Below are 14,129 nucleotides of genomic sequence, written 5' to 3' on the forward strand. Positions count from 1 at the left end.
GGGCATCGTGACGACGACAGAACAGGCCGAGATCACCTACGAGTCGACCTCGAAGTTCGCCCAGGTCCGTCCCGACCTGAAGCTGCACTACCACGAGGCAGGCGTCGGCAACGGCCCGACCATCGTGCTGCTGCACGGCGGCGGACCCGGCGCCTCGTCGTGGTCGAACTTCGCCAAGAACATCCCCGTGCTGGCGCAGCAGTTCCACGTGCTCGCGGTAGACCAGCCGGGCTACGGCAAGTCGGACAAGCCGACCGAGCACCCGCAGTACTTCCGGCACAGTGCCTCGGCTCTCAAGGACCTGCTCGACACCATCGGAATCACCGAACGAGTTCACCTGCTGGGCAATTCGCTCGGTGGCGGCGCCGCGGTACGCTTCGCGCTCGACTATCCGGATCAGGCCGGCCGGCTCGTGCTGATGGGACCCGGTGGGCTGAGTGTCAACCTGTTCGCGCCGGACCCGACCGAGGGCGTGAAGAATCTCGGCAAGTTCAGCTACCAGCCGACGCGCGAGAACCTCGAGGCGTTCCTGCGGATCATGGTGTTCGATCAGTCCCTCATCACCCCGGAACTGATCGACGACCGGTTCGCGGCGGCCAGCACCCCGGAGTCGCTGGCGGCGGCCAAGGCGATGGGGAAGTCCTTCTCCGGCCCGGAGTTCGAACTCGGCATGCTGTGGCGCGACGCCTACAAGCTGCGCCAGCGCGTGCTGCTGATCTGGGGCCGCGAGGACCGGGTCAACCCGATCGACGGGGCGCTGGTCGCCCTCAAGATGATCCCGCGGGTGCAGCTGCATGTCTTCGGCGGCTGCGGCCACTGGGCGCAGCTCGAGAAGTTCGACGAGTTCAACCGCCTGGCCGGCGACTTCCTTCTGGACGGGAGCAACTGATGGGTATACGTTCGCTCGCGTACATGCGCATCGAGGCCACCGACATGGCGGCCTGGCGCGAGTACGGACTCAAGATCCTCGGCATGATCGAGGGCAAGGGCACCAACCCGGACGCCCTGTACCTGCGGATGGACGACTTCCCCGCCCGCCTGGTGATCGTGCCGGGTGAGAAGGACCGCCTGCAGGTGTCCGGCTGGGAAACGGCCAATGCCGCTGAACTGCAAGAGGTTCGGGACAACCTGTCCGCGGCCGGTGTGCCGTTCAAGGAGGGCACCGCCGACCAGCTGCAGGACCGCCGTGTCGTCGAGATGATCGTGTTCGAGGACACCTCCGGCAACACCCTCGAGGTGTTCCACGGCGCCGCGCTCGAGCACCGTCGGATCGTGAGCCCGTACGGCCACAAGTTCGTCACCGGCGAGCAGGGGCTCGGGCACGTGGTGCTCACCACGAACGACGACGAGGCCTCACTGCGGTTCTACCGTGACGTGCTCGGGTTCAAGCTGCGCGACTCGATGCGACTGCCCCCGCAGATGGTCGGCAGGCCTGCCGACGGGGAGCCGGCCTGGCTGCGCTTCCTCGGCTGCAACCCCCGGCACCACAGCCTCGCGTTCCTGCCGCTGCCGAACCCGACCGGCATCGTGCACCTGATGATCGAGGTGGAGAACTCCGACGACGTCGGCCTCTGCCTGGATCGCGCGCTGCGCAAGAAGGTCAAGATGTCTGCCAGCCTCGGTCGGCACGTCAACGACCTGATGCTGTCCTTCTACATGAAGACGCCGGGCGGATTCGACATCGAATTCGGTTGTGAGGGACTCGAAGTCGAGGACGATTCCTGGATTGCGCGGGAGAGCACGGCAGTGAGCCTGTGGGGTCACGACTTCACGGTGGGAATGAAGTAGTGACGGCGCCTCAGGAGTCGACGACTGGCGCGGAGATCGATCCGCGTCAGTTCCGTACCGTGCTCGGTCAGTTCTGCACCGGCGTCACGATCATCACCACGGTCGACGACGGGGAGCCGGTCGGCTTCGCATGCCAGTCGTTCGCGGCGCTTTCGCTGGATCCGCCGCTGGTGCTGTTCTGCCCGACCAAGGCGTCGCGGTCCTGGGCGGCGATCGAGCGCAGCGGCAAGTTCTGCGTCAACGTGCTGGCGGAGGAGCAGCAGGCAGTGTGTGCCCGGTTCGGTTCTCGCGAGCCGGACAAGTTCGGTGGAATCGGCTGGGAGGCTTCGCCTCTCGGGTCTCCGATCATCGACAAGTCGTTGGCACACATCGACTGCACCGTGGAGACGGTGCACGACGGCGGTGACCACTTCGTGGTGTTCGGTCGGGTGCACTCGATGAGTGAGATCAAGACCGAACGTCCGCTGCTGTTCTACCGCGGGCAGTACACCGGCATCGAGCCGGACAAGACGGTCCCCGCGCCCTGGCGCGATGACCTCGAGGCGTTCCTCACCGCGACCACTGAGGACACCTGGCTGTAAGGCCGCACATACCCGGAGGGGCGAAAACAGAAGGGCCCGTTCACGCGAACTGCGTGAACGGGCCCTTCTCGGCTTCGCGGGGCATGTCGTCCGGATGGGTGATGGGAACCATCGACCGGTTGGGCCGAATGATGGTTCCCATCACCCTGGGATCAGGTCAGGAGACGGTGAACTCCGCGGAGGTGCCGGTGAACGGCACGATCGAGCCGTCCGGATTCTTGTGGTCCCCGAAGTGTTGGATCCGGTAGCGGCCGGAAGGGGTGCCCTCCGGCACGTCCCAGGTGATGCGCGCGACCGACGCGTTCGACCCCTCGCGGCGCCAGTGGTACTTGGTGGACCAGTCGCCGTCGTCTGCGTGGCGCACCCACTTTCCGCCGTCGAGTCGCTGCACCTCGAAGAAGGTGCCGCGGCGGTGCAGGTTGTTCTTCGGGTGCCCGGTGGAGAATTCCACGGCCACTTGCGTTCCCGCCGCCGCGGCGCCGGCCGGCTGGACCAGTGCGTCACCGAACTGGCGTCCCGGTGTGGGTGCGTCCGCGGGGACGTCGGGACCGAAGCTCGGCTGGAACGCCGACAGGTCGCGCGGCGCCGGTCCGCGTGGCACCTCGGCGCCGTTGCGCATGGCGGTCGCGAGCTGCGAGAAGCCCTGCTGGTACGCGGGAAGGGTGTTGCGGCCGAACAGCGTCGAGCCACCCTCGTACTGCTGGGAGTCGTACTCCTCGGGTGTGGTGCAGTAGCTCGAGTACGCGTTGGCGTAGCCCTGGAAGATGACGTTCTCGAGTGGCACACCGAGTTCCGCGGCGACGGTACGGCGGATCCGCAGTCCGGAGACGATGGTGAACTCGGCGGGTCCGCCGACCACGTAGATGTCGCCGATCCGGATGAGCTGGATCTTGAGGACGTGCGGCACCCAGCCGTCGGGAGGCAGCAGGCCGACGGCGACGAGGACGAGCTTCGGTGCCTGCGCGTCGGCGAGCCACTGCGGGGTCTTGACGTCGATGCCGCCGAGGGCGTCGATCACCGGGTTGCGGGTTCCCTCCTTGAAGACCTCGATCGCGGGCCCGTCCTCGGTGCTGCCCGCGGCCATCGCGGCGCCGACACAGGCGGGGGAGGTGCGGCGCGGCTGACCGTCGGTGGTGAAGCGGCCGTCGACGAGCTGGTTTGCCATGTCGAGGTACATGACTCGGCTGTCGACGACTGTCGAGGAGATCGGTTCGGCCGACTTGAACGCGACGCGGGCGGCCGCCACTTGACGCTCTCCGATGAGCCGGGTGTTCTCGAATTCGTCGTCGGTCGGGCCCTTCCCGGGCTGGAGGTCGAGATTCGGCGACATGTCGCCGGTGTTGGTCTGCGGGAACGACGCGACGAAGCTGGGCTTGCCTTCGAGGTAGCGCACCCCGGCGATGTCGTGCTCCCAGAAGTAGGCGGCGGCGCCCTTGTTGTCGCCCGAGATGAGCTTGTTCTCCTCGGTGAGTGAGGCACCGTGGGTGGGGAACCAGCCGATCGCGCCGACGTTGTCGCCGCCCTGACTGATGCGCAGCACCCGCATGTGGGTGTCGATACCGAGCGGGTAGTAGTCCTTGTCGCTCTGTGGATTCCGGTCGAAGGCGACCCTGGAGCGATTCACGCTCGCATCGGTGAGCTCGCTGCGGCCGATGGCGACACTGCCCGGTGCCAGATTGTCGTGGGCGGCGCTGATCGCCTCGACCAGGCCGTCGACCTCGGCGTTGAAGGTGAGCGGCTGGAAACCGAGGGTGGCCAGGCTGTACGCGTAGTCCTGCGAGGCCCCGCCGCACGCGGCATGCGAGTGCACGGCGGTGAGCATGACGTTGCGTTCGGTGTACAGGTTGCCGTACTTCTGGCTGAGCCGGACCAGGACGGCGTCGTGCACGGCCTGGAAGACCATGCAGGTGTCGGCACAGGCGTAGACAACTCGTGAGTTGTCGGCCCCGGCGAAGATGTAGGCCCGCACTCGGGTGCGCTGGTGCAGTCCCTCTGCCCGCTGCTCGAAACTCGAGTACCCCATCATGCCGTTCTCGGCGACCGGTCCGGTCATGTCGGACAGGCCGACACCGACACGGAAGCCGCCTTCGGCCGGCGCGGTTCGTGAGGGGCCGGTGGTGCGCGGCGCGGCAGCGGTAGCGCGGCCCGCGCCGAGGGCGGCCAGCGCGGGGGTGGCCGCGGCCCCGGCGAGCACGCTGCGTCGACTGATCGTCACGACGGAATCCTTTGCAAGATGGGAAGAAGTCGAATTGGTCAAGTGTCCAGATGACAGCACACACGACCGCGCGGCGGTTTGCAAGAGGTTGGAGCACTTCTGTCGGGAAGTTGATCGGCCTAGGATTGGTCGTGGCGATGGACATCGTGGTGGGAACCATCCAGCGTCCACCCCGCGGAATCGAGCGCGGTTGCGGTTCGACTCTTTCGGTGAACTCCGTCATGTCGAATTGTCTGGCAGGTTCCCGGTTGTCGGTCGTGCGCGCCATCGTCCGCGCGGCCGTCGGAGCAGAGTAGTTCGCCCACCAGGCAAGGATTCCTGCGTCATGTCCAAGACACTGAAGACCGAAGAATCGATCAACATCCAACGACCTGTGGCCGAGGTGTTCGCGTACCTGTCGAACCCCGACAACGTCACCAACTGGAGCAGCAACGTCATCGACTACAAGTTGGTGTCGGGAAAGGCTGACGAGGTCGGGGCGGTGCTGTCCCTCGCGGTCAAGGCCGCGGGCGTGCGGGTCGAGGGGACGGAAGAACTCACCGAGTACGAGGCGAACAAGCGAATGGGATTCCGGTCGAAGGAAACGAAGATCGGGTACACCAGAGAGTTCGAGTTCGCCGCGGACGGAGATGGCACCCGCGTGATGTTCCTGCAGGAGACCGAGGCAGGCACGGGACTGTTCAAGTTCGCCGACCCGATCGTGGAACGCCTGTATGCACACGACGTCCGGGGCAACCTCGAGAAGGCCAAGACGATCCTCGAGTCCTGAGGCCTCAGAGCGGCTTCGCGTCCCCGAAGGTCATCTTCAGATCCGGAATCGACGTCGTCACCAGGGCTCGCCGCGGCAATCCGAGATCGCGCAACTCGTTCGCGATCGGGTGCGAGCCCAGTGTCAGGTCTGCGCCGCCGATCCGCGACCGCACACCGCTCGGATTCATGTCCCAGGCGGTGTGGCGGGTGATTCCGTCGAGATGCGAGTAGGCCTCGAGTGAGCTGTCGGTCCCCGATCCGGGCAGGGCGATGCCCGGTTTGATCGACAGGGACACGATCAGCTTCCCGTCCTGGCTGACGGAGGCGCGCTTGACCTTGCTCGCGTGGTCGGCGTCGAAATCGGCCAACACCTTGGGGAATCCCCAGATTCCGCGGCCTGCGGCCATGGTGAACTCGCCGTCCACGGGTAGTTGATGGATCAGAGCGCCGGCGCCGCCCGTCGCGAGCGCCCGCAGGTCGGCCGTCACCGATGCGCCGCCGGTGACTTGGTGGTTGCGGACCATGAAGGTGACCCCGAATTCGTTGTAGGGGCCCAGATCTCCGTCGACGTAGTCGACGAAGACCAGAGCGCACAGGCCGCGGCCGGGTCGGAACTGCAGCACCTCGAGGCCGGTGTAGTCGATCAGGGACTGGGCCGCGGCGGTAGGCACGGAGTACATGGCCATGAACGCGGAGGCCCTGCGGATCTCGACGGGCATCTCGACCCGCTGACCGAGGACGTCGTGGGCGGCCGGGCCGTCGGAGTTCCCGCTGTTCGGGGTCCGGCTGTTCGGAGTCACTGCGCCACCACTCCGCGCAGGCCCTCCGCGCCGTAGACCTGCTCGAGCATCGAGCTGAAGTCCGGTCCGCGGCGCAGCATCTGGCCGCCGTCGACGTTGATTATCTGGCCGGTGATCCAGGTGGATTCGTCGGACAGCAGGAATCGCGCGAGCTGTGCGATGTCCTCGGGCTCGCCGATCCGTGGTAGGGGAGTGCAGGCCTGGTAGTCCTCGAGCAGCGGGCCGCCGTCGGTGATCAGGGCGACCAGGTCGGTGCGGGTCAGGCCGGGCCTGATGCAGTTGACACGCACGTTGCTGGCGCCGAGTTCGTCCGCGCCGAGTTGGACCAGGTGATCGACCCCGGACTTCGAGACGCCGTACGCGCCGAACCAACGATGAGTGTTGCTGCTGGCGATGGAGGAGATCGCGACGAATGATCCACCGCCGCTCCGAACGAGCTCGCGCGCGGCATGTTTGAGGGTCAGCATGGTGCCGGTGACGTTGAGCTCGACGGTGCGACGCCAGGCGTCGACGTCGATCTGGGTGACCGGTGCGATGGTCTCGTTGCCACCCGCGCAGGCGACCACTCCGTCGAGTCGACCGGTGACGGCGGTTGCGGCGGCGACCGCGCGCACGACCTGCTCCTCGACGGTGACGTCGACCGCGTGGTGGGAGATCGAGCCACCGTGCCCGGGGGTGACGGTTGCTGCCGCCGCGACGAGCTTGTCCTCGGTGCGCCCACCGATCGTGACGTGTGCGCCGGACTGCGCCAGGAGGTCGGCCACGCCGAGTCCGATGCCGCTGCCTCCGCCTGTCACGAGTACGGACTTGCCCTTCAACGCACCTGTGCCGTTTGTGACCACCGCGCACTCCCTCCGTGTGCAACCTGTTCTACCACCGCGTTGCAGTTTTGGATACACCACGCTCTCAGCAGGAATAAGGTCGGACGTGACGGTTGAGAACAGGTTCCAGAACTGCGCACCGAGGGGACGAAATGACGCGACCCGAAATTGAGCTGGTGGACGGACGGTTCTACGCGGGGGAGCTCGGTGACCCGAGGGAGGCGTACGCCTGGATGCGGGCGAACGAGCCCGTTTTCCGGGACCGGACCGGCATGGCGGGGGTGGCGAGCTACGCCGGGGCGATCGACGCTGAGCGCGACGCCAGGCTGTTCTCGAATGCCGGGGGAGTGCGCCCCGAGATCGGCCCACTGCTGCACATGATCGACATGGACGACCCGGATCACCTGCACCGTCGCAAGCTCGTCAACGCCGGCTTCACCCGGAAGCGGGTGGAGGCCAAGATCGCCGACATCGAGCGGATCTGCGACGAGTTGATCGACGCCGTGATCGACGCGGGCGAGTGCGACTTCGTTCGCGATCTCGCGGCGCCACTCCCGATGGCGGTGATCGGCGACATGCTCGGAGTGCGACCGCAGGAGCGGGAGATGTTCCTGGAGTGGAGCGACGACCTGGTCAAGGCCCAGGGCAGCAACGCCTCCGAGGAGATGCTCGCGAAGATGATGGCGGCGTACGTCTCCTTCGTGGACTTCACCATGCGCACGATCGAGCAGCGCCGCCGCGAGCCGACCGAGGACCTGACCAGTGTGTTGGTGCACGCCGAGATCGACGGTCGACGGCTCACGGACGAGGACATCGTCGCCGAGACCCTGCTGATCCTGATCGGCGGTGACGAGACGACCAGGCACGTGCTCAGCGGCGGCATGGAGCAGTTGATCCGGCACCCGGAGCAGCGCGACAAGCTGGTCGCGGACCGGTCGCTGATCCCGCAGGCGCTCGAGGAAATGCTGCGCTGGTCCTCTCCGGTGAAGAACATGTGCCGCACCGTGACTCGGGACACCGAGTTTCACGGTGCCGAGTTGTGTGCCGGCGAGAAGGTGATGCTGCTGTTCGAGGCGGCGAACTTCGACGAGTCGGTGTTCGAGAACGCTCAGGACTTCGACGTCGCTCGAAACCCGAACCCACACATCGCGTTCGGCTTCGGATCGCACTTCTGCCTCGGCAACCAGCTGGCCCGGATCGAGGGCAAGTTGATGTTCGAACGGCTGCTGGAGCGGATCCCGAACATGGAACTGGCCTCGGGCGACCCGCTACCGCGTCGCCCCGCGAACTTCGTCACCGGCCTCGAGGCCATGCCGGTCCGCTGGTAGTCGGAGGTGTGGCGGCGGAACCGTCGACACAGATCTCGGGATGGTTGGCGACGTCCAGATACGCCGAAGGCCGGCCCGGATGTCCCCGGGCCGGCCTTCGTGCTGGACGAGAAGCCGATCAGGCGGGCAGACCCGCCGCCGACTCCATCCAATGCAGGTATGCCCGCGGCTGTCCGAACAACTGCGCGCTGCCGTGCGCGCGCTTGAAGAACAGCTGTGCGTCGTGCTCCCAGGTGATGGCGATGCCGCCCTGCAACTGAATGCTGTCCGCCGTCACCGACTGCAACGCCTCGGAGCAGTACACCTTGGCGACGCCGGCATCCGAGGCACGTGAGGGTGCGTCGTCCACCAGCGAGACCACCGCCGCGTAGGACGCCGAACGGGCCGTCTCCACGAGGAAGTACAGGTCCGCCATCCGGTGCTTGAGGGCCTGGAAGCTGCCGATCGGACGGCCGAACTGCACCCGCGACTTGCTGTACTCGACGGTGTTGGCCAGCGCCTGGTCCGCGGTGCCGACCTGCTCGGCCGACAATGCGACGCAGGCGATCTCGCGGACCCGCTCGAGGGCGGCACTGCCGGCGGCGGTGAGCAGTCGACCCGTCGCTCCGGCGAACTCCACGACGGCCAGGGTGCGGGTGGGATCCATCGTCGGAAGGCGACGGCGACTGACCGACTCCTGCGCGGGATCGACCTCGAACAGCGCCACCTCGCCGTCCAGTTCCGCGGCCACGATCAGCACGTCGGAGTAGGAACCGTCCAGCACGAAATGGCTGGCGCCGGTGAGGGAGTGGCCGTCACCGGCCGCAGTGGCGGTGACGGGTGCCGTCGCGGTGTCCCAGGAGCCGTCGCTTCCGGTCCAGCACAGCGCCGCGATGGTCGCGCCCTCCGCGATGTCGGGCAGGAGTCGCTCGCAGGCCTCGGTGTTCCCGCTGGCGAGGATCGCCTGCGCGCCGAGGACGACCGAGCCGAGCATCGGGGTCGGGGCCAGTGTGCGGCCCAACTCCTCGAGCACCAGGTGGGTTTCGACCGCGCTCGCGCCGATGCCACCGAACTCCTCGGGGATGGCCAGTGCGGCGACACCGACCTGCTGGCACAGCATCTCCCACAGCGCGGCGTCGTAGCCGTCCGCGGAGTCCGCGGCCGCGCGCACCGCATCGGGTGCCGCGTGCTTGGTCAGCAAGGCCCGAACCGTCTTTCGCAGCTCGAGCTGCTCGTCGGTGAACGCGCCGACGGCGGCGACGGAACTCACAGCGCCTCCATCACACGGGCGCGGTGCACCGACGGGGTGCCCCACGCGGTCAGCAGGGCCCGGGTCTTGGTCAGCCACAGGGACAGGTCGTGTTCCTGGGTGTACCCGATCGCGCCGTGCACCTGGAGGGCGATCCGGGACGCGCGGTACGCGGCGTCGCCGCACGCGACCTTCGCCGCGGAGATGTCGCGGCGGGCGTCGGCGGAGCCGTCGCGGACCGACAGCGCGGCGCCGTGTAGCAGCGGCCGGGCCATCTCGAGGCCGATGGCGACGTTCGCCAGGTGGTGCTTGATCGACTGCTGGCTGCCGATGGCCTTGCCGAACTGCTTGCGCTGCTTGGCGTATTCGGTGCTGATCTCGAGCATGGTGCGGCCGAGGCCGAGCAGCTGGGCGGCGGTGGCGAGCGCGCCCAGGTCGAAGGCGCGCTCGATGTCCGCGTCGCCGAGCGTCTCGGCGGCGGTGACGGAGAACAGCTTCCGGGCCTGGTCGACGGACCCGTGCTGGTCGCCGACGGTGGCGGTGGACACCGAGTCGCCCTGCACGAGCAGGGTCAGCTCGACGGCGTTCGCGTCGACGGCGAACGGCACCCGCGGCGGGGCGGCGACGGTGGCCAGCGCCCCCTCGGCGAGCGCGGACAGCCGGTCCGGCGCCGCGTCCGCGAGCAGTACCGGTGCGACGGCGATGGTCTCGGCGACCGGACCCGGCACCGCGTGCCGGCCCAGCTGCTCGACCGCGACGATCAGGTCGATGGCGTCGGCACCGAGGCCGTCGTGCGCCTCGTCGATGATCAGGCCGTTGACGCCGGTCTCCGCAAGGCGCTGCCACACCTTGAGACCGGGCGCGGTGTCACCGGCGTTCCATGCCCGGATCACCGCGGGCATGTCGGACTTGGCGAGCAGCGAGTCGATGCTGTCCGCGAAATCGGTGTGCGAGGAGTCGAGAGCGAATCTCATCGGTCCGCCTTAGGTAGGCCGAGCAGCCGCTCGGCGATGACATTCTTCTGGATCTCGTTGGTGCCGGCGTAGATCGGGCCGGAGAGGGAGAACAGGTAGCCGTCCATCCACGCAGTGTCCGCGAGCTCGGCCTCCGGGCCGAGCAGGTCGAGTGCGGTCTCGTGGGTGGCCACGTCCCACTCGGACCAGAACACCTTGTTGATCGAGGACTCGGCGCCGAGCTGGCCGCCGTCGGCGAGTCGGGTGACGGTGCCCCAGGTGCTCAGCTCGTAGGCGCGCGACCCGATCCACGCGTCGACGACCCGGTCGCGCAGCGCGGTGTCCGACTCGTCGCCGTTCGCCTTCCACAGCTGCACGAGCCGGTCTGTGGCGGCGAGGAAGCGGCCGGGGGAACGGAGCGACAGGCCACGCTCGTTGCTCGCGGTGCTCATCGCGACCCGCCAGCCCTCGTTGACGGCGCCGATCACGCCGGACTCCGCGGGGTTCGCCGGGTCGTCGGGCACGAAGACGTCCTCGAGGAACACCTCGGCGAAGCCGGGCAGGCCGTCGAGCTGGTCGATCGGGCGGACGGTGACGCCCTTCGACCGCAGGTCGAACATGTAGTACGTGATGCCCTTGTGGCGCTGGGCCTCCGGGTCGGAGCGGAACAGGCCGAATCCCCAGTCCGCGAACGCGGCGCGGGAGCTCCAGGTCTTCTGGCCGTTGAGCAGCCAGCCGCCGTCGACCTTGGTCGCCGTGGCGCGCAGGCTGGCCAGGTCGGAGCCGGACTCGGGCTCGGACCAGGCCTGGGCCCAGATGTCGTCGGCACGGGCCATGCGCGGCATGATCCGTGCCAGCTGCTCGGGCTTGGCATGCTCGAAGAGCGTGGGTGCCAGTAGGAAGATGCCGTTCTGGCTGACCCGGCCGGGCGCGCCCGAGCGGTAGTACTCCTCCTCGAAGATGACCCACTGCTCGAGGGTGGCGTCGCGGCCGCCGTACTCGGCGGGCCAGGACACCACCGACAGGCGTGCGTCCGCGAGGGTGCGCTCCCACTGCCGGTGAGCCTCGAAGCCCTCCGCCGTGTCCATGTGCGGCAGCGGCTCGGCGGGGACGTTCGCCTTGAGGAACGCACGCACTTCGTCGCGGAATGCGACTGTGGCGTCGTCGAATTCGAGATCCACTAGTTCTCTCCAGCCTTCTTCACCACGGTCGAGCCGTGCTGTTTCATTGATTTGGCGTCCAGACCGCCCAGGGGGCCGGAGCCCATTTCGGCGTTGTGTGCGTGCGCGAAGTGGTGCAGTCCGAACACGGAGTCCATCCCGGCCCGCACGCCCATCAGGTCCTCGCACTGATTGACGGCCTTCTTGGTCAGCGCCAGCCCGAACTGCGGCATGGTCGCGATCCGGTCGGCCAGGTCCATCGCGGTGGCCTCGAGCTGCTCGCGCGGGACCACGCGACTGACCATGCCCCACTCGTAGGCGCGTTGCGCGGAGAAGCGGTCGCCGGTGAACAGGATCTCCTTGGCCCCACGGACTCCGAGCACCCAGGGGTGTGCGAAGTACTCGACACCCGGAATGCCCATCCGGACAACGGGATCGGCGAAGAAGGCGTCATCAGAGGCAACGATCAGGTCGCACACCCAGGACAGCATCAGTCCGCCGGCGATGCAGGCGCCGTGCACCATCGCGATGGTCGGCTTGGGCAGCTCGCGCCACCGCCGGCACATCCCGAGGTAGACCTCCATCTCGCGGGCGAAACGCTGGTCGCCGCCCTCGCGGTCGACGTGGTCCCACCACATGACGGCCTTGTTGTCGTAGGACACGTGGTGGTCGCGTCCGACGGTTCCGATGTCGTGTCCGGCGCTGAAGTGCTCGCCGTTGCCTGCCAACACGATCGCGCCGACGTCCGGGTCCTCCACCGCGCGCTGGAAGGCCGCGTCGAGGGCGTAGGTCATCACGGAGTTCTGCGCGTTGCGGTAGTCGGGCCGGTTCATGGTCACCACCGCGATCCGCCCGCGCACCTCGTAGGTGACGACCTCACCCTCGTACGGAACCGTCGTCCCCGGCAGTGCGGTCACGACTTGTCCTCGCGCAGTTCGTTCTTGAGAACCTTGCCGGAGGGGTTGCGCGGCAGCGAGTCCCGCACGGTGACCTCGCGGGGGATCTTGAAGTTCGCCAGGTGCTCCTTGCAGAACGCGAGCACCTCGTCCGCGGTGACGGTGCGCCCCGGCTTGGCGACGACGTAGGCGCGGCCCACCTCGCCCATTCGCTCGTCCGGGATGCCGATGACCGCGGACTCGGCGACGGCGTCGATCCGGGCCAGGGTGTTCTCGATCTCGGCGGGGTACACGTTGAAGCCGCCGGAGATGTACATGTCCTTGAGGCGATCGGTGATGTCGATGTAGCCGCGTTCGTCCATGACGCCGACGTCGCCGGTGTGCAGCCAGCCGTCCGCGTCGATGGTCTTGGCAGTGGACTCGGGATCGTCGAGGTAGCCGAGCATGATGGCATCACCGCGCACCAGGATCTCGCCCTGCTCGCCGATGCGCACCTCCATGCCGGGCACGGCGCGACCGGACGTGGTCGAGACGGTGACCGGGTCGTCGTCGGTGCGGCACATCGTGACCACGACCGCCTCGGTCTGCCCGTACGCGGTGAGCACCGCCTTGTAGCTGAGCTCGGACTGCAGTCGCTCGACGAGGGTGACCGGGACCGCCGCGGCACCGGTGATCGCGACCCGCAGGCTGGACAGGTCGTAGTCGTCGCGGGTGGGGAAGTCGAGGATCGTCTGGTGGATGGTCGGGGCGCCGGGGAGGATGCTGATCTTCTCCGTCGCGATCTTCTCCATCACCTTCGGCACGTCGAACAGTGCCATCGGCACGATGGTCGCCCCGTTGAGGATGCAGACCACGAAGCCCGCTTTGTATCCGAACGTGTGGAAGAACGGGTTGATGATCAGGTAGCGGTCGGCCGAGGTGACCTCCGCGCAGTCGCCCCAGGCCTCGGCGACGCGGATCGTCTGCCGGTGCGCGGTCATCACGCCCTTGCTCTTGCCGGTAGTCCCCGAGGTGAAGAGGATGTCGGCGAGGTCGTCGGGTCCGACGGCCTGCGCGCGGGCGTCGGCCTGTTCGACGGTCACGGACTCGGCGATGCCGTCGAGGTCGGCCCAGTCGAGGACGCCTTCGGCCGGCTCGGCCGCGTCGAACGGGATCCGGATCACCGTGTGCAGGTGGTCGAGGTCGCCGGGCGCGGCGGCACGGGTGAGCTCCGCCCAGCGGTCGGACTTGAGGAACGGGCCGACCACGAACAGGCCCTTGGCCTGCGTGCGGACCACCAGGTCGAGGGCCTCACTGCCGGTGTACCGGGTGTTGATCGGCACGATCGCCGCGCCCGCGTACTGGGCGCCGAGCGCCGCGATCACCCAGTGGTAGGTGTTCGGGGCCCACACCGCGATCCGGTCGCCGGGTTCGATCCCGCGGGCGATCAGCGCGCGAGCGGTCGTGCGGACGCGGTCGAGGAGGTCCGCGTAGCTGATCCGGACGTCGCCGTCGGCGATGGCCTCGGCGTTTCCGAACTCGCGTGCGGCCCGCGCGAGCGCCGCGGGGGTGGTATTGACGTCAGTGGTCACTGGACTCCTCTACAAAGCAAGTGCTTGGTAGGTTATCC

At 67.8% G+C, this 14,129-nt stretch carries 13 protein-coding genes; 5 read left to right on the forward strand and 8 right to left on the reverse strand.

The annotated features are described in order from the left end of the window. Positions 1–7 precede the first annotated feature (7 nt). The 3 genes from hsaD to hsaB are packed head-to-tail and all read left to right on the forward strand — an operon-like array spanning position 8 to position 2,369. Positions 8–889 (forward strand): 4,5:9,10-diseco-3-hydroxy-5,9,17-trioxoandrosta-1(10),2-diene-4-oate hydrolase, encoded by an 882-nt coding sequence (gene hsaD, locus FK531_RS03460; protein WP_142095200.1) that lies wholly within the window; start codon positions 8–10, stop codon positions 887–889. Further along, on the forward strand, positions 889–1,788 hold the full coding sequence (gene hsaC, locus FK531_RS03465) for an iron-dependent extradiol dioxygenase HsaC (RefSeq protein ID WP_142095201.1): 900 nt from the start codon (positions 889–891) through the stop codon (positions 1,786–1,788). Before hsaD ends, hsaC begins: the two co-directional genes overlap by 1 nt. Continuing rightward, entirely contained in the window at positions 1,788–2,369 is a 582-nt protein-coding gene (gene hsaB / locus FK531_RS03470; RefSeq protein ID WP_142095202.1) for a 3-hydroxy-9,10-secoandrosta-1,3,5(10)-triene-9,17-dione monooxygenase reductase subunit, read from the forward strand. The genes hsaC and hsaB overlap by 1 nt, the downstream gene beginning before the upstream one ends. 157 nt (positions 2,370–2,526) lie before the next feature. On the opposite strand, the gene FK531_RS03475 is transcribed toward hsaB, so the two are convergent. After that, positions 2,527–4,584: a neutral/alkaline ceramidase gene (locus FK531_RS03475; RefSeq protein WP_142095203.1), complete on the reverse strand. Its 2,058-nt coding sequence runs from the start codon at positions 4,582–4,584 to the stop codon at positions 2,527–2,529. 325 nt (positions 4,585–4,909) lie between these two features. Between FK531_RS03475 and FK531_RS03480 the strand changes: the two genes are divergently transcribed. Beyond that, the gene (locus FK531_RS03480) at positions 4,910–5,353 is read left to right on the forward strand and encodes an SRPBCC family protein (RefSeq protein WP_142095204.1); all 444 of its coding nucleotides are present in this window, start codon (positions 4,910–4,912) and stop codon (positions 5,351–5,353) included. Between the two features lie 4 nt (positions 5,354–5,357). Here the strand turns inward: FK531_RS03480 and FK531_RS03485 are convergent, their stop codons facing one another. Both FK531_RS03485 and FK531_RS03490 read right to left on the reverse strand, forming a co-directional pair. Next, positions 5,358–6,053 (reverse strand): acetoacetate decarboxylase family protein, encoded by a 696-nt coding sequence (locus FK531_RS03485; RefSeq protein ID WP_142095358.1) that lies wholly within the window; start codon positions 6,051–6,053, stop codon positions 5,358–5,360. 77 nt (positions 6,054–6,130) lie between these two features. Continuing rightward, complete coding sequence (locus FK531_RS03490; protein ID WP_142095205.1) at positions 6,131–6,976, reverse strand: SDR family oxidoreductase; 846 nt, start codon at positions 6,974–6,976, stop codon at positions 6,131–6,133. Between the two features lie 131 nt (positions 6,977–7,107). On the opposite strand from FK531_RS03490, the gene FK531_RS03495 reads away from it, so the two are divergent. Beyond that, the gene (locus FK531_RS03495) at positions 7,108–8,283 is read left to right on the forward strand and encodes a cytochrome P450 (protein ID WP_142095206.1); all 1,176 of its coding nucleotides are present in this window, start codon (positions 7,108–7,110) and stop codon (positions 8,281–8,283) included. A gap of 118 nt (positions 8,284–8,401) precedes the next feature. Here FK531_RS03495 and FK531_RS03500 read toward each other — a convergent pair whose 3' ends face one another. The 5 genes from FK531_RS03500 to FK531_RS03520 are packed head-to-tail and all read right to left on the reverse strand — an operon-like array spanning position 8,402 to position 14,091. Then, entirely contained in the window at positions 8,402–9,532 is a 1,131-nt protein-coding gene (locus FK531_RS03500) for an acyl-CoA dehydrogenase family protein (protein ID WP_142095207.1), read from the reverse strand. Next, positions 9,529–10,485, reverse strand: a complete 957-nt coding sequence (locus FK531_RS03505) for an acyl-CoA dehydrogenase family protein (RefSeq protein ID WP_142095208.1) — start codon at positions 10,483–10,485, stop codon at positions 9,529–9,531. The genes FK531_RS03500 and FK531_RS03505 overlap by 4 nt, the downstream gene beginning before the upstream one ends. Beyond that, entirely contained in the window at positions 10,482–11,645 is a 1,164-nt protein-coding gene (locus FK531_RS03510) for an acyl-CoA dehydrogenase family protein (protein ID WP_142095209.1), read from the reverse strand. The genes FK531_RS03505 and FK531_RS03510 overlap by 4 nt, the downstream gene beginning before the upstream one ends. Continuing rightward, the gene (locus FK531_RS03515) at positions 11,645–12,541 is read right to left on the reverse strand and encodes an enoyl-CoA hydratase (protein WP_290367594.1); all 897 of its coding nucleotides are present in this window, start codon (positions 12,539–12,541) and stop codon (positions 11,645–11,647) included. Before FK531_RS03515 ends, FK531_RS03510 begins: the two co-directional genes overlap by 1 nt. Continuing rightward, complete coding sequence (locus tag FK531_RS03520) at positions 12,538–14,091, reverse strand: FadD3 family acyl-CoA ligase (RefSeq protein ID WP_142095210.1); 1,554 nt, start codon at positions 14,089–14,091, stop codon at positions 12,538–12,540. Before FK531_RS03520 ends, FK531_RS03515 begins: the two co-directional genes overlap by 4 nt. Positions 14,092–14,129: the final 38 nt, after the last annotated feature.

The organism is Rhodococcus spelaei (genome assembly GCF_006704125.1).
In the GTDB taxonomy this organism is placed as follows: Bacteria; Actinomycetota; Actinomycetes; order Mycobacteriales; family Mycobacteriaceae; genus Rhodococcus_G; species Rhodococcus_G spelaei.